22 protein-coding genes, 1 tRNA gene and 1 riboswitch are annotated in these 25,817 nt (G+C 49.1%); of the genes, 8 read left to right on the plus strand and 15 right to left on the minus strand.

Going from position 1 to position 25,817, the window contains the following annotated elements; translation table 11 throughout:
- The first annotated feature begins 102 nt into the window (after window positions 1-102).
- The gene (gene sucC, locus GWC95_RS07345) at window positions 103-1,314 is read left to right on the plus strand and encodes an ADP-forming succinate--CoA ligase subunit beta (RefSeq protein WP_161818041.1); all 1,212 of its coding nucleotides are present in this window, start codon (window positions 103-105) and stop codon (window positions 1,312-1,314) included.
- Between the two features lie 104 nt (window positions 1,315-1,418).
- Here the strand turns inward: sucC and GWC95_RS07350 are convergent, their stop codons facing one another.
- From GWC95_RS07350 to GWC95_RS07365, 4 genes are all read right to left on the minus strand, one after another.
- Complete coding sequence (locus GWC95_RS07350) at window positions 1,419-2,045, minus strand: SprT-like domain-containing protein (RefSeq protein ID WP_161818042.1); 627 nt, start codon at window positions 2,043-2,045, stop codon at window positions 1,419-1,421.
- Complete coding sequence (locus GWC95_RS07355; protein ID WP_161818043.1) at window positions 2,045-2,437, minus strand: hypothetical protein; 393 nt, start codon at window positions 2,435-2,437, stop codon at window positions 2,045-2,047. Before GWC95_RS07355 ends, GWC95_RS07350 begins: the two co-directional genes overlap by 1 nt.
- Before the next feature lie 108 nt (window positions 2,438-2,545).
- A complete protein-coding gene (locus tag GWC95_RS07360) occupies window positions 2,546-2,773 on the minus strand; it encodes a hypothetical protein (protein ID WP_161818044.1) in 228 nt (75 codons plus the stop codon).
- Window positions 2,774-2,778: 5 nt separating this feature from the next.
- Complete coding sequence (locus GWC95_RS07365) at window positions 2,779-3,174, minus strand: hypothetical protein (RefSeq protein WP_161818045.1); 396 nt, start codon at window positions 3,172-3,174, stop codon at window positions 2,779-2,781.
- An 84-nt stretch (window positions 3,175-3,258) separates the two neighbouring features.
- Here GWC95_RS07365 and porW point away from each other — a divergent pair, with 84 nt between their 5' ends.
- The 3 genes from porW (at window position 3,259) to GWC95_RS07380 (ending at window position 9,385) form a co-directional block, all read left to right on the plus strand.
- Entirely contained in the window at window positions 3,259-6,309 is a 3,051-nt protein-coding gene (porW, locus tag GWC95_RS07370; protein WP_161818046.1) for a type IX secretion system periplasmic lipoprotein PorW/SprE, read from the plus strand.
- Between the two features lie 154 nt (window positions 6,310-6,463).
- Entirely contained in the window at window positions 6,464-8,878 is a 2,415-nt protein-coding gene (locus tag GWC95_RS07375; RefSeq protein ID WP_161818047.1) for a transglycosylase domain-containing protein, read from the plus strand.
- Window positions 8,879-9,022: 144 nt separating this feature from the next.
- Window positions 9,023-9,385 carry a hypothetical protein gene (locus GWC95_RS07380; RefSeq protein WP_161818048.1) on the plus strand — a complete coding sequence of 121 codons (363 nt, stop codon included), beginning with the start codon at window positions 9,023-9,025 and terminating at the stop codon, window positions 9,383-9,385.
- Window positions 9,386-9,397: 12 nt separating this feature from the next.
- On the opposite strand, the gene porQ is transcribed toward GWC95_RS07380, so the two are convergent.
- The 7 genes from porQ to GWC95_RS07415 form a co-directional block, all read right to left on the minus strand.
- A complete protein-coding gene (gene porQ / locus GWC95_RS07385; RefSeq protein WP_161818049.1) occupies window positions 9,398-10,426 on the minus strand; it encodes a type IX secretion system protein PorQ in 1,029 nt (342 codons plus the stop codon).
- A gap of 115 nt (window positions 10,427-10,541) precedes the next feature.
- Complete coding sequence (gene lon, locus GWC95_RS07390; protein WP_161818050.1) at window positions 10,542-12,944, minus strand: endopeptidase La; 2,403 nt, start codon at window positions 12,942-12,944, stop codon at window positions 10,542-10,544.
- 245 nt (window positions 12,945-13,189) lie between these two features.
- Window positions 13,190-13,390: a hypothetical protein gene (locus tag GWC95_RS07395; protein WP_161818051.1), complete on the minus strand. Its 201-nt coding sequence runs from the start codon at window positions 13,388-13,390 to the stop codon at window positions 13,190-13,192.
- Between the two features lie 79 nt (window positions 13,391-13,469).
- Window positions 13,470-14,786, minus strand: coding sequence for a ribosome biogenesis GTPase Der (der, locus tag GWC95_RS07400; RefSeq protein ID WP_161818052.1), 1,317 nt, complete (start codon window positions 14,784-14,786; stop codon window positions 13,470-13,472).
- Between the two features lie 42 nt (window positions 14,787-14,828).
- A complete protein-coding gene (era, locus tag GWC95_RS07405) occupies window positions 14,829-15,701 on the minus strand; it encodes a GTPase Era (protein WP_161818053.1) in 873 nt (290 codons plus the stop codon).
- A 248-nt stretch (window positions 15,702-15,949) separates the two neighbouring features.
- Window positions 15,950-16,021: transfer RNA gene (locus GWC95_RS07410), tRNA-Met, on the minus strand.
- A 201-nt stretch (window positions 16,022-16,222) separates the two neighbouring features.
- A complete protein-coding gene (locus tag GWC95_RS07415) occupies window positions 16,223-16,948 on the minus strand; it encodes a head GIN domain-containing protein (protein ID WP_161818054.1) in 726 nt (241 codons plus the stop codon).
- 82 nt (window positions 16,949-17,030) lie between these two features.
- Window positions 17,031-17,143: riboswitch (TPP riboswitch) on the plus strand.
- A 91-nt stretch (window positions 17,144-17,234) separates the two neighbouring features.
- Between GWC95_RS07415 and GWC95_RS07420 the strand changes: the two genes are divergently transcribed.
- From GWC95_RS07420 to GWC95_RS07430, 3 genes are all read left to right on the plus strand, one after another.
- Window positions 17,235-19,619: a TonB-dependent receptor gene (locus GWC95_RS07420; RefSeq protein ID WP_161818055.1), complete on the plus strand. Its 2,385-nt coding sequence runs from the start codon at window positions 17,235-17,237 to the stop codon at window positions 19,617-19,619.
- 373 nt (window positions 19,620-19,992) lie between these two features.
- Window positions 19,993-20,703 (plus strand): ferritin-like domain-containing protein, encoded by a 711-nt coding sequence (locus GWC95_RS07425; RefSeq protein ID WP_161818056.1) that lies wholly within the window; start codon window positions 19,993-19,995, stop codon window positions 20,701-20,703.
- Between the two features lie 36 nt (window positions 20,704-20,739).
- Window positions 20,740-21,576: a ferritin-like domain-containing protein gene (locus tag GWC95_RS07430; protein ID WP_161818057.1), complete on the plus strand. Its 837-nt coding sequence runs from the start codon at window positions 20,740-20,742 to the stop codon at window positions 21,574-21,576.
- Between the two features lie 112 nt (window positions 21,577-21,688).
- Here the strand turns inward: GWC95_RS07430 and GWC95_RS07435 are convergent, their stop codons facing one another.
- From GWC95_RS07435 to GWC95_RS07450, 4 genes are all read right to left on the minus strand, one after another.
- The gene (locus tag GWC95_RS07435; protein ID WP_161818058.1) at window positions 21,689-21,997 is read right to left on the minus strand and encodes a rhodanese-like domain-containing protein; all 309 of its coding nucleotides are present in this window, start codon (window positions 21,995-21,997) and stop codon (window positions 21,689-21,691) included.
- Between the two features lie 20 nt (window positions 21,998-22,017).
- Window positions 22,018-22,836 (minus strand): PASTA domain-containing protein, encoded by an 819-nt coding sequence (locus tag GWC95_RS07440; protein ID WP_161818059.1) that lies wholly within the window; start codon window positions 22,834-22,836, stop codon window positions 22,018-22,020.
- Between the two features lie 122 nt (window positions 22,837-22,958).
- The gene (locus GWC95_RS07445) at window positions 22,959-23,936 is read right to left on the minus strand and encodes a D-alanine--D-alanine ligase (protein ID WP_161818060.1); all 978 of its coding nucleotides are present in this window, start codon (window positions 23,934-23,936) and stop codon (window positions 22,959-22,961) included.
- Between the two features lie 300 nt (window positions 23,937-24,236).
- Entirely contained in the window at window positions 24,237-24,584 is a 348-nt protein-coding gene (locus tag GWC95_RS07450) for a 4Fe-4S dicluster domain-containing protein (RefSeq protein WP_161818061.1), read from the minus strand.
- Window positions 24,585-24,644: 60 nt separating this feature from the next.
- On the opposite strand from GWC95_RS07450, the gene GWC95_RS07455 reads away from it, so the two are divergent.
- The gene (locus tag GWC95_RS07455) at window positions 24,645-25,643 is read left to right on the plus strand and encodes an acyl-CoA reductase (protein WP_161818062.1); all 999 of its coding nucleotides are present in this window, start codon (window positions 24,645-24,647) and stop codon (window positions 25,641-25,643) included.
- Window positions 25,644-25,817 lie beyond the last annotated feature (174 nt).

The raw sequence follows: 25,817 nt of genomic DNA on the forward strand, positions 1-25,817 counted from the left end.
CCATCTGTGTCCTTCTGTGAAATCCGTGGCCAAAAAATAGATTTTCAACTGCTTACCCCCTGAATTCCCGTTTCGCTTATCTTCGCACAAATAATTTTCAGAATGAATCTTCATGAATACCAGGCTAAAGAACTGCTGAAAAAGTACAATGTTCCCGTTCAGGAAGGCATTGCCGTTGATACTGTTATGGCTGCCGAAGAGGCGTACCGCCAGATCAAGACACAAACCAACAACAATTTTGCCGTGATCAAGGCGCAGATCCACGCCGGTGGCCGTGGAAAAGGCAAGATCGCCGGAACCGAACAAAGAGGTGTGGCCGTGGCGAAAAGCCTTGAAGACGTTACTTCCATTGCCAAAAACATCCTCGGTGGAACGCTTGTTACCATCCAGACCGGTGCAGAAGGCAAGAAAGTGAACAAGATCCTGGTGGCGCAGGACGTATATTACCCCGGTGCCAACCCCGTGAAAGAATTCTATCTCTCCATCCTCCTCGACCGCGCCAAAGGCATGAATGTGGTGATGTACAGCACCGAGGGCGGGATGGACATTGAAGAAGTTGCACACAACACACCTGACAAGATATTCAAGGAATGGATCCACCCCGGTGGCGGCCTCCAGGGCTTCCAGGCGAGGAAGATCGCATTCAACCTCGGGCTGAGCGGTGAAGCATTCAAGAACTGCGTGAAATTTGTTACCAACCTCTACAACGCTTATGTGGGACTGGATTGTGGTATGCTCGAGATCAACCCGTTGTTCAAAACAAGCGACGACAAGATCATCGCGGTGGATTGTAAGATGAACATCGACGACAACGCCCTGATGCGCCACGCAGACATCGCGGCCCTGAGGGATGTAACCGAAGAGGACCCTACAGAAGTGGAAGCCGGACAATACAACCTCAACTTCGTAAAACTCGATGGCAACGTGGGTTGTATGGTGAACGGTGCAGGACTTGCGATGGCAACCATGGACATGATCAAGCTTAGCGGTGGAGAGCCTGCCAACTTCCTCGACGTAGGTGGTTCTGCGAATGCGCAAACGGTTGAAGCCGGTTTCCGCATCATCCTGAAAGACCCGAATGTAAAAGCAATACTCATCAACATCTTCGGCGGCATCGTTCGTTGCGACCGAGTGGCCGCGGGTGTGATCGAGGCATTCAACAAACTGGGCAACATCAACATCCCGATCATCGTCCGTTTACAGGGAACCAACGCCGTGGAAGCAAAAAAATTAATTGATGAAAGCGGCCTGAAAGTCCAATCTGCCATCCAGCTGAGCGAAGCAGCCGAACTGGTAAAAGCCGCAGTAGCATAACCCCATATAATTAGGAATTAGGAATTAGGAATTAAAAATTAGGAATTAAGGATCAGGAACTAACAATTCTTAATTCTTAATTTCTAATTCCTAATTCCTAATTCCTAATTCCTAATTATACTGACTTCCGTTACTGGACTAAACGTATAATGCAGTCCTGTTTTCACTTCGATGCATTCGAAGCGTTTTCTTCTTCTCGCGCCTTTTTGAAAGACCTTTCCGTTTTCTGTTTGGAACAATGCGCCTTCGGGAACATCGATTACGGGGATGATGCCTTCTTTTTTAAGGGGATCGTACCTGCGCAACACCAGTAGGAGATCTGTTTCGCCGTTTGCCGTTGCGGATGGGTTGAGTATGGATTTCTGCAGCGCGCGCTCCACATCGGCCGGGAATATTTTGTGGTTCACAAAATCAACCAGCAGCGAGCTGTAGTGCTGCTTCCATTCCTTGCCATGCGCGTCTACCCTGTTCTTGAATTGTTCGTAGGTAAGCAGGTGTGCAAGCTCGTGCAGCAAGGTGATGAGGAACTCGTATTTGTTGAGGTTCCCGTTCACACTGATGCGGTGGTTGCCGCCCCAGCCCGAATGGCGGTAATCGCCGAGAACAGATTTGCGTTGCTTGCTGACGGTCAGATGAACCTTGTAATGATGAATGTAGTGCACCACCTTGTCAAAACTTCCATCTGGCAAAAATGCGGCGAGCGCCTGCATAGGGTGTTCTGATACCGGCATTATTTTTTGGGGTTCAGCCGTAAAGAAATTTTCACATCAATCCACGTATATACAATATACAGCGCCATCGATACAAAGACCGCATTCACACTACGGTTCTCTCCGGCCGCCAGCAGGTAAATGATCACAGCCGCAGCAAGGATGAACAACTTGATGAACGTGCCCGCCATCACACCACGGATCACCGCCTGCGGATTGGGGTTCTGTAGATTTTTAACCTGGAAATATACATTCAGCAGCGCCACCCCAAGCAATAAAACATTGGCAATAAGCACCACGTCCACATCCACGTTTTTCGATTCGAGTTTCCTGCGGAACACGATCAGCAACGCATTCGCCATCACAAAAAAAACGAGTAGCGGACGGGTAAGCTGGGTGTATTGTTTCTTCATGCTTCGTGTTTTGTTATTAACTGATTGCTGTCATGGGTGATTGAATAACGTCCGCGACATCCTGAAACTGCAAAAATCACAGGTCCATTATTCTTTGCGCCTTATTCATTACTCATTTTTTCCTTTCTTCGTCGAAGTATCCTTCACCACTTTGATCAACATCCCGATCAGGATCACCAGCGGCAGCGCCCATATGGCGATGGGGAAACCGATGTTGAGCTTTTTATCGATCCACATACCTGCCACTACGCCAATGATCAGTGCGGCTGCCAGCTGAGCGGCATACCCTGCATACTGCATGAGCGGGTGTTGGTGTGGTTTTTTCTTGTCTTCCATGAAGATCAGTCGTTGGATGGATCGTTTTTCGGCAATGCCACCGGCACCGTATCAAGCTGCGACGGCGTATTGCCGCTCAATACTTTTTTCACGCCTTCAAGGTATTGTTCCTTGTAATGAATGGCCTGTTCCAGCGAATCGGTACGGATCTTGAGCACCTGGAGCGCCGTCCTGCTCTCACGCGTTCCATACCCTGGAATGTAATATTTGATGGGCGAAAACGCGATCAGCGCGATGGTTAACCCCACCAATACCACGAAAACGGTGCTCAGGCCAATGTACACGCTGAGCCTTGTAAGGCGGAAGGTTACCACCTCTTCGTAGGTATCGTCGTTCATCACCACCAAACGGTAACTGTTTCGGAGCTTTTTGAACGTACTATGGGTCTCTGGATTACTCATTTTGTTAAATCAGGCTAAAGGTAACGATCAATATTCTTTTCACCAGCCTGAATTGGGAAATAACTGTAATTTTAGCCACATTTTATGTACTTAGTGAACATACGCACATACGAACGGAAATACCGGTGGATGATCGCCTGCTGCCTGGGCCTCCTCATCCAGTTTTTTGCATTGGCCGCCACGGCGCAACCCAACCTTTCCATCGAACTGAAAAAACCGAAAGCATACGAAGAACGTGAACTGCCTTCCGAAAAATCGGGCAACAAAAAATTCACCGCACCCAAACGCTTTTACAACAACCTCGTGAGCCGCTTCAATTATTATTTCAACGCGAATAATAAAATGAACGAGATCATAGACCTCGCCAAATCGCGCCACCAGGACGATTACACGCAACTGCTTTCTTTTTACAATTACAGCCTGGATGAAACTTCCAAAGGACAGATAGATACCGTTCTTTACAAAACCACTGCGGGCATACTGCTGCACGACCTGCGCAGCGATTGGGTTGATAAATTGTACCTTCTGATGGGCCGCGCCTATCTCTACCGGAAAGATTTTGATTCTGCATCGAATGTGTTTCAATTCATCAATTATGCATTCGCGCCGAAAGACAATGGCTATGATCTTCCGATAGGCAGCAATGCGAGCAATACCAACGGCGTATTCACCATTGCCTCGCGCGAGAGCAGGAGCATGTGGAAGAAGATCGCGAGTTTCCCGCCGAGCCGAAACGAGAGCTTTATCTGGCAGGCGCGAACCTACGTAGAAATGGATGAGCTTACGGAAGCCGCCAGCCTGCTGGAACTCATCAGAACAGATCCCAATTTTCCACCCAGGCTGAAAACAGGTCTCGAAGAAATAACGGCTTACGTGCTGTACAAACAGCAGCAATGGGAAGGCGCTGCCGATCACCTCCTGCTTGCCCTCGACAATGCAGCGAACAAGGCGGAACGTGCGCGATGGGAATACCTGGCCGGGCAGATGTATGCCCTCGCCAACAACAACGCAAAGGCAAAACTTTCTTTTGAAAGATCCATACAGCATGCCATCGATCCATTGATGGAAGTAAATGCACGCATGAACATTGTTGCGCTCGCCGCCGGTGCAGAAGGCGACGCCATCCAGCGAAACCTCGATGAATTGCTGAAAATGGCAAAGCGCGATAAATACCAGGACAGCCGCGACATCATCTATTACGCCGCCGCCCAACTGGAACTGAAAAGAAAAAATTATGCAGAAGCAGAAAAACACCTGCTCAACAGCATCAGGTACAATACGGATAACCCGTTGCAAAGACAACTCAGCTTTCTTTTATTGGGTGATATGAACTACCCGATCAAAAAATACGCACCGTCTTACAAATATTACGACAGCATTACAACCAATCTCCTGAAAGAAGCGGACCGCGGCCGCGTTGAGTCGCGTAAACCTGCATTGAAGATCATCAGCGGGAACATTGATGTGGTGAGTCGTGAAGACAGCCTGCAAAAACTCGCTTTGTTATCGCCCGAAGAAAGGGATGCTTTCTTAAAAAAATTACTCCGCCAGCTGCGAAAAGAAAAGGGCCTGAAGGATACCGATGCGGGCAACGCAGGTTTTGGCAACCCGCTGGGCAATCCCAATGCGTCATCCGATCTTTTTACAACTACCGGTTCGGCATTTTATTTCCTGAACAATACGCAAAAAGCAAGGGGCTCGGTTGAATTCAAAAGCAAATGGGGCGCGAGGCCGAATGTAGACAACTGGCGCAGGCAGTCTGTTGTGTCAACACAGATCAATACGGCAACGCCTTCCGGCGACAGGGGCCCCGCTGCAACCGCGGTGAAGAAAGAACCTGAGCTTACGATTGAAACATTATCAAAAGACATCCCCATAACATCGGCGCAATTGCAGAATTCGAACGACGCGATCGTCAAATCATTGCTGGCGAATGCCGCCACGTTCCAGAACCAGCTGGAAGATTATCCTTCGGCCATTGAAACATATGAAGAACTGATCCGCCGCTACCCCGATCATGCAGCAGTGGAAGAAGCCTTGTACAACCTCGCTTACGCTTATAAAAAAGCAGGAGACGTAGCCAAAGCAGATGCCGCCGCGGCGCAGTTGAAAAAATCATTTGGCAACGGCAAGATGGCCAGCCAGCTGAATGCGGCTGCCAATACACAGAAAAATGCAAGTCCTGCCCAGAAACAATACGAGAACATCTACAACATGTTTCTCAGCGGCCGTTTTGAAGAAGCGAAAGAAGCGAAGCTGAGGGCCGACAAAGAATTCGGCAACAATTACTGGACACCGCAGTTGCTTTACATCGAATCGATCTATTACATCAAACAAAAGCAGGACAGTACGGCGATCGCAAAATTGCAAAGCATCATTTCCCTGTTTCAAAAATCGGAATTGGCGGCCAAGGCCGTTACGATGATCGATGTGCTGCAGCGCAGGTCGCAGATCGAAAACTACCTTGCCAACCTGAACGTGAGCCGGGATGACGAAACGGTATCACGCGGCGTGGACCTGAATTCGACGGCGGCGGTTGGAACGGCGGTTACAAGAAAAGACTCTCTCGCAGCGCCCACCACCCTTAAGAATACGGGAAGGCAGCTCACCAACCTCAGCAACACCAACACCCTTGCCGCGGCCCCCGAGATTAAGAAAGATTCCGGAACCGCCTTGATCGTATTGCCAACAGATCCAAAGAAACCCGCATTGGTTAATGCCGTTACGGCGCCGGCTGTTGCGGAAAGCAAGACCTATAAATTCAATACCAGCGATACGCAGTACGTGGTAGTGGTGCTCAATAATGTGGACCCGATCTTTGTAACAGAAGGAAGGAATGCGTTCAACCGTTACAACCAGGACACTTATCCTGACAAACGCTATGATGTTTTTAACAGGCGCATCAACCAGCAATACAATTTTGTGATGATCGGGCCGTTTGCCAACGGTGGCGATGCGATGACGTATATAGACCGTACCAGGGCCGTTGCCAGAACACGCATCGTTCCGTGGTTAACGGCAGACAAGTATGGTTTTTTAATGATCAGCAATGCGAACATGGGATTGCTGTTGGAGAAACAGGATGTGGAAGGGTACCAGGCATTTTTGAAAGGCGTGTTTCCTGATAAATTCTGACGGAACAGGAACCAAGCGCCTGAAACAATATTGCGCAGGTTCGTTAACAAAGAATAGTTGCAGTAGCAGGATGTTGGTTAACTTTAACCAACGTCCGGATGAAGGTGTTCCATCCGCATTGGATGTTCAACCAAGAAGATAAAAGTTTTACGATATGACAAAAGCCGTCCGTACTTTCTGGCGCATTTTTTTCGGCTGTGTTGCCGCGTTCATTTTGTTCCTGTTGATGATCAACTGGGGATGGATCGGCGATATGCCGTCTATCGACGATATAGAGAACCCCTCCGCACTGCAGGCCAGCCAGGTATTTGCAGACGACGGCACACCGATGGGAAAATACCTGATACAGGACCGTGTGAGTGTTCCCAACAAAGACATCAGCAAGCATGTGATCAATGCACTGGTGGCAACGGAAGACAAACGTTTTTACGACCACAGCGGTATCGACGGTTATTCTTTGCTGCGCGCCTTTGGTTATCTCGGAACGGGAGGAGGTGCGAGTACGATCACCATGCAGACCGCGAAAAACCTTTTTACCAAGAACTGGAGCACAAAAAACATTTTCCTGCGTGTTATACAAAAATTGAAAGAAAGCATCATTGCGATCAAGCTTGAGCGGAATTTTACCAAGGAAGAGATCGTTACGCTGTACCTGAACACCGTAGAGTTCAGCGACAATGTTTTCGGGATAAAGAACGCGGCCAATACTTTTTTTCAAAAAGAACCCGACCGTTTGAACATTGAAGAGGCCGCCGTATTGGTAGGCATGGTAAATGCGCCAGGCATCTACAACCCCCGCACCAACCCAAAACGTGCACTCGAAAGAAGGAACATTGTACTCAACAGGATGGTGGATTACGAACGTGCCAACCTCAAGGAAGCGGAAGCGCTCGTGCTCAAGAAAAAACCCATTGAACTTTCTTACCGCAAGCTCAACGAGAACAACGGCCTCGGCCCCTATTTCCGTATGGTGCTGGCTGAGGATATGAAGAAATGGTGCAAGGAACACAAAAAAAGCAATGGAGACAATTACAACCTGTACCGCGATGGATTGAAGATCTATACAACCATCAGTCCGCGTATGCAGCAATACGCCGAAGAAGCCGTGGCCAACCATATGGCCACGATGCAGCGCTTGCTGAACATGCAGGAGAACATCAAGAAAGGAACGGTCTGGAAAGGATTTGAGAACGTACTTGAAACAGCCGCGCGCCAGAGCGATCGCTGGAAGAACCTGAAGAGCGATGGTATGAGCGATGATGAGATCCGGAAAACATTTGATCAGAAAACAAGGATGCGCATTTTTGCCTGGAACCCTTCCCGTTATTCAGATACCACGATGACGCCGTGGGATTCCATCAAATACCACAGGCAGATGCTGCAGGCCGGCTTTATGGTGATGAACCCGCTGGACGGGCAGATCAAGGCCTGGGTGGGTGGCATCGATTTCAAGACCTACAAATACGATCACGCCAACATCAATACCAAGCGCCAGGTAGGTTCTACCATGAAACCCCTGCTCTACAGTCTTGCCATTGAAGAAGCGGGTTTCTCGCCCAATACAACCGTGTACGATAACCAGCAGAGCTTTGGTGGATTTGGAATGGTGCCAGCCACCTCCAAAACCTGCACCGGGCAGGCCATGCCCATGGCCATGGCGCTCGCAAAATCGAGGAACTGCGCAACGGCCTATGTGCTGAAGCAGCTGGACAATGGCGGGAACAATGGTGCAAAAAGGCTGATCGATTTTTTACGCAAGTGTAATTTTACTTCCAATATCCCCGCCTACCCTTCCATCGGTATCGGCTCCTGCGAACTTTCACTGTATGAGATGATGCAGGGTTACAGCATGTTCCCGGGCCGCGGTTTCAATTCAAAACCGATGTACATCACGCGTATTGAAGACAGGAACGGAAATGTGCTGGCCACATTCACGCCGCAAAGAAAAGAAGTGATCAGCGACCAGACCGCTTATTCCGTGATCAAAATGATGCAGGAAGTATTGAGGATAGGCACAGGCGCCGGTATCTGGCAATACGATCCGCCGTTTGCGGAAATGGCTGGGAAAACAGGAACAACGAACGACAACAGCGATGCATGGTTCATGGGATACACACCGCAATTGCTTGCAGGTGGATGGGTAGGTTGCGATGACCGTTTCATCCGTTTCAATACCGCAAGTAAGAACGGGGAAGGTGGACGCGCGGCAATGCCCATCTGGGCCATCTTTATGAAGAAGGCCGCCGCCGATCCCAACTGCGGGCTCGATACAAAACTCAGTTTCGTAAAACCGGAGAACATGCCGGAGATCACCATACAGGATGATGCAAGCATATTATCGGGCGAAGGGCCAAGCACCGGAACAGAAAGCGATTATGAGCTGCCTAAGAACGTGACCAAGGAAGACATTGGGGCAGAATCGGAAATCCCGGTTGACCAGAAAAAGGCAACAGAGAAACCCAAACAAAACATCCCGCCCGCAACTCCTGCGCAGCAGCCACCCAATACACCCAACAAAAAAGGCGAAAACCTGATGCCGCCGAAGAAACCGGGCGGAACAAGAAGGTAAGCGGCGCGCGTTTATACACCGGCAACCCAACAAATGCTTTTAATGGTGGAACTGTATTGCTTGCATAAAAACGAAGCCCACCGCCCTCTCCAGGCAACGGTAAAGCTTGGCAACGTATCTACAAACCAAGCAACCAATTCACGCATGAAAAAAACAACCGTATTCTTTATTGCAGCATTGTTCCTGCTGCTGCAATCCTGCCAAAAAGAAGTAATGCAGAAGGAGATCGTGAAAGAAGTAACGATTGACACGGCATTAACAGCGGGAACGCATTATTTTCTGCAGTTGTCTTCTTACGGCGACGAAGGAGATTATGCAAACATCATCGAAAAGCCAGCTTATGCATCAACCAGCAAAATGGAAAATGAAACAGACATGTTTACCTCTGTTTACCATTATGTTGCGGCTGCAGATGCGGTGGGTAAAACGGATCATGTGACCATCTCGGTGAGCAGAACGGCGTGTAAAGATTCAACCTTTATTTACCTCAACCTTTCCATCAAATAGAACCGGTATTGCTCAAAGATTTCCTTTCCAATTGATATTGAGTGATAGTTGGTGAAACAGGTTCTGCTGGTAAAAACCTGTGGCGTAACGGATGTTGAGTTTTTTCAGCATCAACCCTGCTCCGAAAGAAAACCCGTTGAGACCACTGCTGAGGTTATAGGCATTGAGGTCCTGCCTGCGTTGAAAATTATATCCCGCGGTGAGTTCCATTTTTTCGTTCAGGAAGATCTGTGCAGACAATACAAGATGGGCGAAGATCTTATCCAGCGTGCGCTTTTCCCCATACCCTACATCTCCTTCCCCTGCGCGAAACGTTGTATCGTTGTAATAAATGGAAAAGGCCTGCAGGTGATGTGCCGTTAACGAAAACTGGAACGGCGCTTTGGCGAGGCGTTTGGTGATGCCCGCCTGCAGATCGAAAGGCAGTTCTTCTTTTGGCCTGCCGCTGCCATCGTATGTTTTCAGTTGGGTGCCGATGTTCTTTATGGCAATGCTAACCTGCAAACCGTTGGACGAATCGCAATAAGAAAGCCCTGCATCCAATGCAATCGCCGATGCTTTGTATTGTGCATAACCGGAGCTGATGTATTTGAGCGCAACGCCATAAAAAAAACGTTCATGGTATTGCCGCGATGCCATTACCTGCACTACATAGTCTACCGGCCGGAAACTGCCCAGCACGTTTCCCGATGCGTCTGTTTGCAGGATGTTTCCATAATCAAAATAATTTGCGCCTGCGGCGATATTGGTTCCGGAAGCAGGAAGGTGCCAGGCAGATACGGCGCTGTAATTCCTGATGCCGGCCAAAAAAGAATTGAACGAGAAGGATGCCTGCCGGTCCATTCCCTCACGAAGTAAAGAAGGGTTGTGAAAGGCCAGGCCCAGATCATTGCCGATGGATGAAATATTGGTACCGCCCAACGCAGAAAGTTGTGCGCCGGAAGATTGCGACAAAAAACTGAATGCAGCGTTTCCACCAAGGGTCTGTGCCTGGAGATGAACTGCAAGCAGTACCAGCATCAATGTTGAAAGGCGGCGCATGTGAGTGTAAATCTATGAAAGAATCGGACATCGTTGCTGAAACAACAATGCGATCACCGAAGAACGATGATCGCATTGTTGTCTTTCTATACCCGGTGGCAGATCTCTATAGGTGTTATACAAGCGCCAGGTCAATCACCTGTTGCATTGTCTTCACGTAATGAAACTGTACACCTTTGATAAAATCGTTGTCTATCTCATTCACATCTTTCTCATTCTGCCAGCAGAGGATGATCTCTTTTAGTCCCGCTCTTTTTGCTGCCAGGATCTTTTCCTTGATCCCTCCCACGGGCAATACCTGTCCGCGGAGCGTGATCTCTCCTGTCATGGCCAGGAACGGTTTTACTTTTCTCCCGGTAAATGCAGAGGTTAATGAAGTCAACATGGTAACTCCCGCGCTCGGTCCATCCTTCGGCGTTGCGCCTTCCGGTACGTGAACGTGGATGTTCTTCTTGGCAAAATCTTCGGGGTTAATGCCCAGCTTTCTTGCGTTTGCCTGCACATAACTTAAAGCAGTGGTTGCACTTTCCTTCATCACATTGCCAAGGTTGCCGGTAAGTTTGAGTTCGCCTTTGCCTTCGCCTAAAATGGTTTCAATAAAAAGGATATCCCCTCCAACATAGGTCCATGCAAGGCCAACCGCCACGCCCGGCATATTTGCCGTTTTATAGATCTCGTTGCTGTAGCGGGGTTGTCCCAGTATTTTCTCCACGTCCTGCGCGGTAACCGTCGATTTCACTTTGTTCTTCATGGCCAGTTCTTTTGCCTGGTAACGCATGATGGATGCAAGCTGCCTGTCGAGCTCACGCACCCCGCTTTCGCGCGTATAGTTTTCGATGATCTTTTCGAGCACCTTATCCGCGATCTTGAAATTCACTTTCGCCAATCCATGCGCATCTTTCTGCTTCGGTAAGAGGTGGCGTTTTGCGATCTCTACTTTTTCTTCCACCGCGTACCCGCTCAGGTCGATCACCTCCAGGCGGTCGCGCAATGCGGGTTGTATGTTCTGGAGGTTATTGGCTGTGGCAATGAACAGTACTTTGCTCAGGTCATATTCCAGCTCCAGGTAATTGTCGTAAAAGGTATGGTTCTGTTCGGGGTCCAGCACTTCGAGCAATGCAGAAGAAGGATCGCCTCGATGATCCGCGCCGATCTTGTCTATCTCATCCAATATCATCACCGGGTTCGACGATTTGCATTTGCGTATGTTCTGAACGATCCTGCCCGGCATGGCGCCGATATAGGTTTTGCGGTGGCCGCGGATCTCACTTTCATCATGCAGTCCACCCAGGCTCACACGCACATATTTTCTACCGATGGCGTGGGCAATGGAACGGCCGAGCGATGTTTTACCGATGCCCGGGGGACCGAGAAAGCAAAGTATCGGGCTTCGCATATCGCCTTTTAATTTCAGTACCGCGAGGTATTCGATGATGCGGCTTTTGATCTTGCCCATGCCGTAATGATCGGCGTCGAGCACTTTTTTGGCGTTCTTCAGGTCGTAATTATCAGCGGTGTAATCGAGCCAGGGCAGATCGAGCATCAGGTCGAGGTGATTGTACACCACCGAATAATCCGGCGTTGTGGGATGCATGCGCTCCAGTTTTTCAATACCGGTCTTAAAAAGGTTTTTGGCGGCTTCGGGCCATTTTTTTGCTTCGGCCTTTTTGCGCATTTCGGCGATCTCTCTTTCGTTGGTATCTCCGCCCAGCTCGTCTTTGATGCTTTTCAATTGCTGCTGCAGAAAGTAATCGCGTTGCTGTTTGTCTATCTCCGTTCTCGTTTTGTTGGTCACCTTGTCTTTCAACTCAGCAAACTGCAGTTCGCGCTGCAGGATGAACACCAGCCGTTCTGCCCGTTGGTGAACATCGTTGATCTCCAGCAAAGATTGTTTTTCCGTAAGATCGCTGTTGAGGTTGCTGCTCACAAAATTGATAAGGAACGAAGGGTTCTCAATATTTTTCAGGATGATGGATGCTTCCGTGGGCAGGTTGGGCGATAACTGGATGATCTGCGCCGCAAGATCTTTGATGCTGCTGATATAGGCATTGAAATTTTCATTCGCCGGGATCTCGTCGTCGGCAAACACTTTTATGTTCGCTTTGAAATAGGGGTCATCGCTCAGCATCTCCAGCAACTCGAACCGTTTTTTACCCTGGATGATGATGGTGGTTCCGCCATCCGGCATCTTGATCAGTTTCACAATACGCGCAACGGTGCCGATGGCACACAGGTCCTTTGGTTCCGGCTCCTCGATATTTGCGTCTTTTTGTGCGAGCACGCCGATGAGTTTATCCTGCTTGTAGGCGTCGTTCACGGCCTTGATGCTTTTGTCGCGTCCCACCGTGATCGGCAGCACAACACCCGGGAACAGAACCGTGTTACGCAAGGGAAGGATGGCCAGTGTATCGGGGATCACAATATTTTTATCCTGCTCACTGTCGTTTTCATTGATCGGGATGATCGGCATGAAGTCAGTATCGTCGTCTGAACGGAAAAATAGATTTTCTTTCACCATAATTATGCTTAGTCAAATTGTCAGGGGGATGGCAAGCCTCGCGGCTATGGGAAACGGGTTCTTCCCATAACTGTGATTTCCTGCGCTTGATCTTTTATTTACCCAGTCTGCAAAAGTAAGTCAATATTGATGCCACCACCCCTAAATCGGGTAAATTGGCGCAATCCGCAAAAAAAAACCTCCCCACAATAATGTAGAGAGGCCTTCTTGCAAGAAGTTATATAAAGTACCGGAGTACTTATAAACTATTTCATCTTTGTAGCTGTATCACCAGCAGCAGGATGTGTAGTGTCAGCAGCAGCTTTTGCAGTGCTGTCAGCTACCCATGCAGCGTGTGTAGAATCAGCGATACGAGTGCTATCAGCAGCAGCTTTTTCTTTGTCTGCACCTGAATTACATGAAGCCATAAAGCCGGCAACTGCTAAGATTGCGAATACTTTTTTCATTGTTCTTGTTTTTTTGAGTTTTTGAGTTGCCGCAAAGATAGCAGCCAGATCGAATTTTGCAAATTTAAACGGCGTTTTTTTATTTTTTGCGGAAAAAAATCCTTACCGGCACCCCGGTAAAATTGAATTTTGTACGCAGCTGGTTCTCCAGGTAATTGCGATACGGGGTCTTAATATCGTCCGGATAGTTGGTAAAGAAGGCAAAAGAAGGGACCGGTGTGGGCAATTGGCTCACATATTTAATTTTTATCGCATGACCCCTCACCACCGGCGCATGGTAGGCCGCAACCGCTGCCAGCATGGCTTCGTTCAGCTTGCTGGTAGGCACTTTCCGGCGCCTGTTCTCGTATACTTCCAGTGCCAGTTCGATGGCTTTGAAGATCCTTGTCTTCTCCAATACGGATATGAACAGAACGGGGACATCTGTAAACGGTGCCAGTTTCTGCTTGAGCAACTTCTCGTAATCGCGGGCGGTATTGGTTTCTTTTTCGATCAGATCCCACTTGTTCACCAGCATCACCACCCCTTTTCCCTTGCGCACCGCCAGGCTGAATATCGTGATATCCTGCGCGGTAATGCCCTTGTCGGCATCCAGCACGATCATACAAACATCTGCCTCGTCTATTGCCTTGATGGCGCGGATGATGGAATAGAATTCAAGATCCTCTTTCTCCTTGCTTTTTTTACGGATACCGGCCGTATCGATCAGCATGAATTCTTTCTGGAACAACTTATAATGGGTATGTATACTGTCGCGCGTGGTGCCCGAAACATCACTCACAATCGTCCGCTCCTGCCCGATCAATGCATTCAGCAGCGAAGATTTCCCCACATTGGGCTGGCCTATGATGGCGAATTTAGGCAGGCCGCTGTCTTTTTTGGTTTCTTCCACATCTTCTTCCGGTGTAATGGGCGCGGTTACCGCGTCCAGCAGCTCGCCTGTGCCGCTTCCCGAGATACTGCTGATGAAGTAATTATTGGTGAAACCCAACGAATAGAATTCCGTTGCCTCGAGCTCGCGGGTGCCGTTGTCTACCTTGTTCACTACCACATATACCGGTTTCTTTGTGCGGCGGAGAATGTCTGCCATCGCATCGTCGAGGTCGGTAATGCCTGTGGCCACATCCACCATAAATATGATGCCGTCGGCCTCTTCCAGCGCGATCTTCACCTGTTTGCGGATCTCGCTCTCAAAAATATCTTCCGTATTCGGCACAAAGCCGCCTGTATCGATGAGGTTGAAGACTTTCCCGTTCCAATCGGCAAGGCCATACTGGCGGTCGCGCGTAACCCCGCTTACATCGTCTACAATGGCCTTGCGCTGCTCAAGCAAACGATTGAACAGGGTACTTTTTCCTACGTTGGGTCTTCCTACGATTGCTACGGTGTAACTCATGTCTTGTTTTTTTTAAATTGTCTACAGCCCGGGCCTCCCGGCTCATTTATATCCATACTCCTTCAACTGCAGATCGTTATCCCTCCATTTCGGTCTTACTTTTACGAAGAGCTCGAGAAATACTTTCTGCTGTATGAAGGCTTCGATGTCTTTGCGCGCCATCATGCCGATCTGTTTGATCATGCTTCCTTTATCGCCGATGATGATCGCTTTCTGTGTTTCGCGGTTCACGATGATATCGGCCTGTATTTTAACGAGTGATTCTTTTTCTTTGAATTCGTTTACCATAACTGCGGTATGGTAAGGGATCTCATCTCCAAAAAGCTGGTAGATCTTTTCCCGCACCATTTCGCCCACAAAAAATTTGGTGGGCAGGTCGCTCAGGTCGTCCTCACTGTAAAAGGGTTGTCCTTCCGGAAGCAGCGACATCACCGCATCAAGCAGTTTGTTGAGATGCACTTTCTGCAGTGCCGATATCTTGATGAGCTGCCTGCAATACGGTTTGCCTGTAAAAAAAGCTTCTGCCTGCGCGGTTTTGCCGTTGGCGGCCTCGTCTATCTTATTCAGCACAACGATACTGGGCACCTTAAGGCGAAGCGCCTGGAAGATGGCATCCACCTCCTCGAAATTTTCATTGGCATCTACGATCAGAAGCGCCACATCCGCGTCTTCCAGCGCGCTCTTTACAGAGTCCATCATGCGCTCATGCAGCTTGTATTTCGGATCGATGATACCCGGCGTATCGGAAAAAATAACCTGGTATTCGCCCGGTTTGTTCAGGAAAGCCTTGATGCGGTGGCGCGTGGTCTGCACCTTCGATGAAACGATGGCCATCTTCTCCCCGATCAATGCATTGAGCAGGGTGCTTTTGCCCGCGTTGGGCCGGCCGAATATGTTTACGAAACCTGCTTTCAATTAATTAATAATTAGGAATTAATAATCAGTAATAAACGCGTAGGATGCCCGGGAAAATGAATGGTTGGGATAGGCCACTGCGTGACCGCTACCTGAAAAGATACATTTCTATCTTGTGTTTATACATTCAGTATCCAGAGAAGCCTCCAGCCGAACAGGAAGATCTTTATGCTGATCCTCCCAAAGGGTCTTACTAAAACCCTTCTTTGAAAAACAAAAGCCTCATAGTCGAGGCTTCTGCTATTTTGTTGCGAGGGAAGGGATCGAACCTCCGACCTTCGGGTTATGAGCCCGACGAGCTACCGCTGCTCTACCTCGCGATGTTTGGGCTGCAAATGTAGGGCAGGAAGGATTGTAAAACAAATTAATAATTAGGAATTAGGAATTAATAATTGAAATTAACAGTCTGACAGCCGACTCAGCAATTAGGAATTAGGAATTAGGAATTAAGAATTTGAATTAAAAACGGGTATTACCACCCAACCCCAATTACTAATTCCTAATTCCTAATTCCTAATTATTCAGTTGTCTCGCTTAATACTGGCACCTCCGCTACTACTAATGTCCCTGATCAGGCCGGTGCCGCGGTATTTGATATTGCTGCCGCCGCTGGCCACGGCGCTGAGTTCCTTGTTTACTGAAATGCGGATCACGGATGCGCCGCTGGCATCGACCTTGCAAAGGTCGGTGGCCAGGTCGTATGCCTTTACCTGGCTCGCACCTGAAATATCGATGTTCATTTCATCCGCTTTACCCGAAAGGGTGATCACAGATGCGCCGGTACCATTGAGCCTGAGTTTACCTACCTTGATTTCGCCGGTAAAATCGCTGGCGCCAGACATTTCCATTTTCAATTCGGGCTGGATGATGGGGTCGGTGGTCTTGATGTTGCATGCCCCCGAAGCCTCGAGCCGCTCCAGTTTTTTGTAGGTAACATAGGCCTTCATGCGGTTGTTGCCCCATTTTCGCCAGTTTAGCCCTTTGGCGTCGAAGAAAATATGCAGGGTATTGCCACGCACCTCGGTCTTGATGCGGGTCCTGATGTCGTCTGCGTTGGCGCTGATGGCCACTGCTTCGGCATTTCCCTGGGAAATATAGAGGTCGATCGCATCAGACACTTCGATCGCTGTAAAACTGTTTACCGTTCGCACTTCGGCATTGGCATCCACCACGAGGTTCTTTTCATTCTGGGCATGGGCAAAGAACAGTCCCAGGCACATAATCAACAATGATCCGGTCTTCTTCATCAATAATAGTTTACGGTGTAACGGGCACCGGGGGATAAAGTTACAGTTGGCGCGCATTTGCCGATCACCTATTTTTGCACCAGATCATTCCTCGGGGTGCTTTCTCCCTCACAATATCGTGGGGAGAGGGCTGAGATAATACCCGTTGAACCTGAACAGGGTAATTCCTGCGAAGGGAAGGCGTACATTTCCGAAAACGCCCATCAAAGCTTCTGCCGCGATGGGCCCAGTACCTCTCCTACTAGCGTTCCCCTGTTCCCATTATTAACTTTTAAAACATTCAGCAATGAAAAAGTTTTTGGGAACATTGATGTTGGCATTCCTCACAGCGTCTGCCTTTGCTCAACCCACAAAAAGCCCCGTACAGGGCACAGTCACAGAATCCGGGTCAAGCACCCCCATCGCCGGCGCCACCATCAGCCTTGGCAGCAGGCAATCCGTTACCGATGAAAACGGGAAATTTGTTTTTACAAACCCCGCTTTGGGCAGGTACGAGTTGCTGGTGAGCAGCCTTGGACATAAGCCTTATCGCCAGGACATCGATGTGAAGAACAGCAATGCCGCGCTCAGTATTTCGCTCACGCCTTCTTCTTTGTACCTGCAGCCGCTCGAGGTGCGGTCGGTGCGCGCATCCGATAAAGCGCCGTTCACAAAGACCAACATCACCAAAGAACAGATCGCGAAAAACAATTTCGGGCAGGATGTTCCGTTCCTGCTCGACCAAACGCCTTCGGTGGTGGTCAATTCAGATGCAGGCAACGGCATTGGCTATACCGGCATACGCATCCGCGGCAGCGATGCCACCCGGGTGAACGTTACGCTCAACGGCATTCCCTACAACGATGCCGAAAGCATGGGCAGTTATTTTGTAGATCTGCCGGATATCGCGTCTTCGGTAAACAGCATTCAGATACAACGCGGCATCGGCACCTCCTCCAATGGTGCGGGGGCCTTTGGCGGCACCATCAACCTCGCAACAAACGAATACAATGAAAAAGCCTATGCAGAATCGAACAACAGCTTCGGTTCTTTCAACACCTGGAAAAATACATTGAAAGCGGGGTCGGGACTGATCGGCGATCATTTCACCGTTGATGCAAGGCTCAGCCGCATCAACAGCGACGGGTTTATCGACCGCGCAAAATCGGACCTGAAATCTTTTTACTTCAGTACCGCTTACCTCAATAAAAAATCTTCCCTGCGGTTGAACATCTTTTCCGGGAAAGAAAAAACATACCAGGCATGGTACGGCGTTCCTGAGAACAAACTGCAGAGCGACCGCAGCTACAACCCTGCAGGAACGGAGAAAACGGGCGCACCGTACGATAACCAGACCGATAACTACACGCAGACCCATTACCAGCTTTTCTTCAACCATTCGTTCAGCAGCAGCTGGTCGTTCAATACCGCGGTATTTCTTACAAGGGGAAAAGGTTATTACGAAGAATACAAGGCCCAGCAATCGTTTACAAAATATGGATTGCCGGCATCGGTTGTTGTGGGCGGCACCACTTACACGCAGACAGACATTGTAAGACAGCGTTGGCTCGATAATTATTTTTACGGGCAGATCCTTTCGCTTCAATACAAAAACAAAAACGACGAGTTCACATTCGGTGGCGGGTGGACCGTTTACGATGGAAAACATTACGGCACCATTGCCTGGCTGCAGTATGGCACCGTGCCGGCCAACCACCGTTACTATGATTACCCGGCGAAGAAAACGGATGTGAATGTGTATACCAAATGGCAGCACCGCATCGATGCAAACTGGACAAGTTTTGCGGATCTCCAGTACCGTTATGTAAAACACGACATGAATGGTTTTGAAGACAACCCCAACCTGTATGTGAGCCGCGATTTCGATTTCATCAACCCGAAGGCCGGTATCACTTATGCAAAGAATGGATGGCAAACTTCCATCAGCTATGCGCTCGGGCGCAAAGAGCCCAACCGCGATGATTTCCAGGCCGGCATTACCACGCAACCGAAAGCAGAAACCATGCACGATATTGAAGCAGGCGTTGAAAAAAGAACGGCCGCTTATCATTTCGGGGCAACCGTATATTACATGTACTACATCAACCAGCTTGTATTGACAGGCCAGATCAACGATGTGGGATCTTATACAAGAAAAAACATCCCGCACAGTTACCGGCTGGGTATCGAACTGCAGGCGGCCGCCGTAGTTAACAAGTGGATGAATGTTGCCGGAAACCTTACGCTGAGCAGGAACAAGATCGCATCCTATACCGAGTACATAGACAACTACGATAATGGCGGGCAGGATGAAAAGGTACACCGCAATACCGATATCTCTTTTTCGCCGCCGGTTACAGCCGCTGCCACGCTTTCTTTCATTCCTGTACGGAATGTTGAGTTAAGTTTCATCAGTAAGTATGTTGGCAAAGAATACATGGACAACAGCCAGGATGAAACGCGCAAACTCAATGCGTTCTTCGTTCAGAACATCCGCGCATCGTGGACCTTCAAAAAACTGCTGTTCTCCGAATGGAACATCACCGGGATGGTGAACAACGTATTCAACAAAAGATATGAACCCAATGGGTACACTTACAGTTATGTTTCCGGCGGATCGGTATACACAGACAACGGGTATTTCCCGATGGCGGGAACAAATTATGTTTTGGGAGTGAACATCAGGTTATGAGAATGGTCTTGAAAATATTTAAGAAGAAGAAGAAGAAGCGGATCAATATGATCCGCTTCTTTTTTTACTCGATGATCAATCGTCGCCTAGGTTATTATTGCCCGGGACAACGTTTTTGTAGAATAATTCCGCCAATCGTCAGGTTTGTATAGGGAATCATATTCGTTTCAACCGTTTCGTTTAACAGAAATTTTTACCGGGAAAGATTTTTCACCAAACTGCGGCAAATCTTTTCGGTATAAAAATTTCAGTTAAAGATTTACGAAAAAATAAATTGTGTCTGTAAAACCTTTTATACGGTGTAAGACGTAATTAGATAACCTTGTTGTTCCGCGCTTAAAGATCATCCATTATTCATTTCAAAACATTATTTATGACAAGTAGATCAAATCAACTTGAGGGCAATGTATTGGACAATGCCGAACCATCCCCGCAGGCATCGCGCAGGAAATTTCTTGCAACCGCGGGCGGGCTGTCGCTGCTCTCCGCTTTCGTGATCGGTTCAAGCTCCTGTAAAAAAAACGATTCGATGGGCATGGCAGACACGGTTAGCCTGGGCACGGGCGACACGGGCATCCTCAACTATGCCTACGCGCTCGAGCAACTGGAGGCTGCGTTTTACACCAGGGTGATCGCAACGCCTTATGATAACATGACCGCCGCTGAAGGCTCACTGCTGGCCGATATCCGCGATCATGAAATTGCGCACCGCGAATTTTTCAAAGCCGCATTGGGAAGCAATGCCATCCGCGCACTGGATGTAAACTTCAGTACGATCGATTTTGGAAACCGTGCAAGCGTTCTCGCCACCGCAAAAGCTTTTGAAGACCTGGGCGTAACCGCATACAATGGGGCCGGGCAACTCATTACCAACCCTGTTTACCTCGGGCTCGCGGGCAAAATCGTTTCCGTGGAAGCAAGACATGCGGCATTGATACGCGACCTGCTGTCGCCGGGATCATTTGCAGACAGCACAGCGCTTGATGCCAATGGTCTTGATATGGCCAGGACACCGGCACAGGTTTTTGCCATTGCCGGAGCTTACCTCAACACAAGACTCGACATCAGCGGCCTGCCTTCCTAGGATAGCATCCACATTTATCATCAAAAAATCACAACCATGAATCTTCAAAATATTTTATCAGAGATAGAACAGGTAGATCCGGAGATCTATGAGAGAGCATCGGGTCGCCGCGATGTGTTCAAAGGTTTGGGCACAGCGGGTAAAAGGCTCACGCTGGCTGCGCTGCCGCTTGCATTGGGTGCCTTCTTTAAGAAAGCCTACGGGCAAACCACTACGGGTGTGTTGGGTGTATTGAATTTTGCGTTGCAGCTCGAATACCTCGAAGCAAATTTTTATACAAAAGGCGTAGCCACGGCCGGGCTCATACCTGCAGGCGCGCCTGCGGCGGCGCTCGCAACGATCCGCGACCATGAGAACGCGCACGTAAACTTTTTAAAAACAGCCATCACCGCAGCGGGAGGAACACCGGTAAGCTATACCGCCGCCAATTTTGATTTCACGGCAAAAGGCGCTTTTCCAGATGTGTTCAGCAACTACGCAACTTTTCTGGCGGTGGCACAGGCGTTTGAAGATACGGGCGTGAGAGCCTACAAAGGCCAGGCCCCGAACCTAATGGGCACAGCGAACCGCGCTTACCTTACGGCGGCATTGAACATCCATTCGGTGGAAGCGCGCCATGCGTCGCACATCCGCCAGATGCGTGCGGCCGCAGGAGTTGGCGTAAGGCCATGGATCACACTCATGATTAGTGGCATCGATGCCAGGACAAACGCAGTATATGCAGGCGAAGACGCAACGGTGCAAGGCGGCGTAACCATTACCAGTCTTGCGGGTGTGAATGGAAACATCGGCGTCAACGCAGCAACGGAAGCATTTGACGAACCCTTGTCGAAAGATGATGTAGTGAAGATCGTGACGCCGTTTTTTGTTTAGGTTTTTGCAGCTTCGCGAGATGAACAGCATGTTATACAACGAAGAAGCCTGGAGATATTTTCACCAGGCTTCTTCGTTGTAATGATAAGCGCATTGCTCCCACTGCTGAAGATCATTTACCAATTTTTTCCTGCCAGGCCAGCATTCCTCCTGCAACATTTACTACGTTTTTGAAACCCATGGTTTCTAAAATCAGGCAGGCTTGCCCGCTGCGGTTGCCGCTGCGGCAGTAGATGTAAACGGTATCGTCTTTGAGGTCGTCTATTTCGTCGGTCTGCATGGTCTGCACTTTGCCGAGCGGCAGCAACAAGCCGCCGATGTTGAACTCCGCGTTCTCATGTGGTTCACGAACGTCTACGAGGTGCAGGTTTTCTCCTGCGTCGATCTTGGCTTTTAATTCTTCTACTGTAATGGTTTGCATAAAAATAGGAATGGTATGATTTAATTTCTCTGCTCTCTTGGCGGCGCCGTATTCCCGATGATCACATCGATGATCTGGCCCTGTTTTATTTTATTGGGTACGCGCAGTCCCGAAGTGCCAATGGAATCGCTCAGTGTCTGCGGGATCTGCCGCACTACAAAAGCGTTCGCTGAATCTTTTATTTCTTCTGTGCCCGTGATGGTTCCCACATCGATTCCCATGGTTGAAAGATAGGTACGTGCCTCGCTGAGCGTCATCCCCACAAGATCGGGCACATTAATCACGCCGCCGCCTTCGCCGCTGCCCAAAACAAAACTGATCACCGAACCGATCGGGATCTTTGTTCCCGGAGCGATGATCTCGCCGTTGTACAGTTGTTTCAACACCGCGTTGCGCGCAATATCCGGTTCGTAGGTGATGCTTCCCATTTTAAGACCGATACTCTGCAGGTAAAGTTCAGCGCTCTTCACAGAAAAGCCGGCAAAGTTGGGCATTTCAACCTGCGGCGGTATGCTGCGGTTGATGGTGAGGTAGATCGTTCTCCCGGATTTTACAGTGGCATCTGCCTCGGGCAACTGGCGGATCACGGCAAGTTTTGCCGCAGAATCTACGTATACCGAATCCTGGATGATGACATCAAATCCTTTGTCTTCTAAAATTTTTCTTGCCGCATCTGCGTTCTGCCCGGTAACGGCCGGAACCTTTACCTCGTTGCCGTTACCCGTGATCCAGGAGAGTGAAAAAAAGAACAGGATCACCAGCACGATCACCAGCCCGATGCCATACAGGATGTTCACCCAAAGCGGTTTTGAAGTAACGTATTTTGAAACTAAAGACATCTTGAGATTTTGGAATTATGCGAAATTTCGAAATTCAGGGCTCGTGTTTTAAGGAACGGTTGCCATTAAAATCAAGGGTAAGATAACTCAATTTCAAAATCCCCCCTCCCTGAACCCAAAAATTAACTAAAAGCCTGTTCGATCACAGCCGTGTAAAAATCTTTCAGGCTGCCACCCATTGCCCTTACCTGTTGCGGAATTACGCTGGCCTCGCTTTGTCCCGGTACCGTATTCACTTCAAGCATATAGGGTTTTCCTTCTTTGGTATCGTAGATAAAATCGATCCGTACCACGCCGCGGCAGTTGAGCAATTCATAAACTCTTTTTGCAGCGGTTTCCAGCGATTGCTGCATGGCCGCATCAATTTTAGCGGGCGTGGTCTCCTCGCTTTTACCCTGGTATTTTGCCTCGAAATCGAAGAATTCATTGTGCGTAACGATCTCGGTGATCGGGAGCACAAGTATCTCGTTTTTGTTTTTGAAAACACCGATCGTAAACTCGCGCCCGCTGATGAACTCCTCTACCAGCACCTGCGTATCTTCCTTGAAAGCCTTATCCAGCGCAGCCTGCAGGGCGCCCGCCTCGTTCACCTTGCTCATGCCGATGCTGCTTCCGCCATTGTTGGGCTTTACAAAAACGGGGAGTTTCAGCTGGGCCAGGATCTCCTGGGGTGTAACGGGTGTGTGTTTAAATAGATGCAGGGAGCGGGCAACATTGATGCCGCCGAAGGCTGCCACTGCCACCGTATATCTTTTATTGAAAGTTAAAGCAGATGTTGCCGCGTCGCAGCTGGTGTAAGGCAGGTTGAGCATATCGAAATACCCCTGCAGTTTCCCGTCTTCGCCCGGTGTGCCATGGATGCAAAGCAGAACGGCATCGAAATTTATTTTATGGCCGTTATCGGTTACAGAGAAATCATCGCGGTTCACTTTCGATTTCTCACCGTTTACGGGTTCGTACCACCAGCCCGAAGGGTTGATGTCGATGCGGTATACTTCAAACTTATCCCTGTCAATATTATTTCCTACCGTAATTGCGCTTTTATAACTGATCTGCGCTTCGCCGCTGAGGCCACCGGTAACCAATGCTATTTTTTTCATTGCTGCTCCGTAAGGTTTTGTGTGATTTTTTAATCGGAAGAACCGCCTCCCTCTGCAAATATAACCGCTCACAGCCGATTCCTGAGCGGCGAGGCCTATTCTCCTTGGGGCAGGCCACAAAAAAAGGTGAAGAAACGTTTGTCTCTTCACCTCGCGTTGACGGGAAATATCACCCGCCGTTACTGGTTGTTGCCGTTTAAAAGCAACAATTATTAATACTTCTATTAACAGTACTAAGCTAAAAACTATTCTTCTGTTTTGCAAGTTCCGGATGCACAAGTTTAGCACATCGGATGTGCATTAGATGTGCATTTTGGCTTTCTTGGCGAGCAGTTCGTCTACTGTTTCGCGGTACATCTCATCGGGAACGCAGCAATCTACCGGGCAAACGGCTGCGCACTGGGGTTCTTCGTGGAAGCCCTGGCACTCGGTACATTTGTTCGGAGAAATGTAGTAGGTGTCTACGCTGATGGGCGCAAAACGCTGGTCGGCATTTACAACGGTTCCATCCATCAAAGTAAAATCACCTTTGATGGTTGTTCCGTCGGAGATGGCCCATTCAACGCCGCCTTCGTAAATCGCATTATTCGGACATTCGGGCTCGCAGGCGCCGCAGTTGATACACTCTTCGGTAATTTTGATTGCCATACAAAATGGGTTTGTTGGGTTAGTGATTCTACATTTGCATTCCAAAAATACGGTTGTCAAATGATTTTACAAGAACGAATTGAGCTGATGGCCCGCCTCGGCCTGTATATGAAGGAGGATGGCCCGGAGTTCCGGGAGGTAAAAGAACGCGCCTACCGCGAAAACCAGTGGTTTGTTCCCGAATTTGTGGAACAGGCCGTTGCCGCCATCGTTCAGCGTTTCCTGGACCCGGCGCTTTTACGGGCCTGGGCGGCCGGGTACAATGTACCGGACGAGCAGGCATCGCCTAAAACCGTGGGACTGGTAATGGCCGGGAACATCCCGCTGGTTGGGTTCCACGACTTTCTTTGTGTGTTCATCAGCGGGCATTCGGTGGTGATCAAGACCTCTTCCAAAGACGAGATCCTGATCAGGCACCTTGTAAAAAAGCTATACGAATGGGAGATCACCATACAGAACACCGTTTCCTTCGCGGAACGGTTGAAGAACTGCGATGCATACATCGCCACGGGAAGCAATAACTCGGGCCGGTATTTTGATTATTATTTTGGAAAATACCCGCACATCATCCGGCGCAACCGCACATCGGTGGCCATCCTCGACGGTAACGAAACGAGGGAGGAGCTGGATGCCCTGGCCAACGACATACAATTGTATTTCGGCCTGGGCTGCCGGAACGTTACGCAACTGCTCGTGCCCAAAGCATACGATTTTATTCCCCTGCTCGATGCGCTCAGGAAATACGGGCATTTTCTCGATTTTCATAAGTACAAACACAATTACGACTACCATCTTGCGCTGCTCATCATGGGCAATAAATATTACATGAACAACGAGAGCGTTATCCTCACAGAAAACGTTTCACCGTTCTCGCCCGTGAGCCAGGTTCATTATTCTTTTTATTCCGACAAGACCGAAGCAGAGCAGGTTGTTCAAAACAATCACGACATCCAGTGCGTTGTTGGCCACAACCACCTCCCCTTCGGAAGTGCGCAAAGCCCGGAGCTGACAGATTATGCCGATGGGGTGGATACCATGCAGTTCTTGATGGGATTGTAACAACCGGCAAATGTTTATTTGTCGCAACCGGAAAACCGGCGTGCGAAAATGTCATAACAAACCACCGGTAAAAAACAGCATCCCCGATACCCGTGGCCAACCGCTAAAATCCAAAAGCGGTATTCACCGGGAAAATCGGTAACTTCAACGTCAAATAAAATCACAAGTACGAAA

It is taken from the genome of Sediminibacterium roseum (assembly GCF_009939005.1).
Taxonomy (GTDB): domain Bacteria; phylum Bacteroidota; class Bacteroidia; order Chitinophagales; family Chitinophagaceae; genus Sediminibacterium; species Sediminibacterium roseum.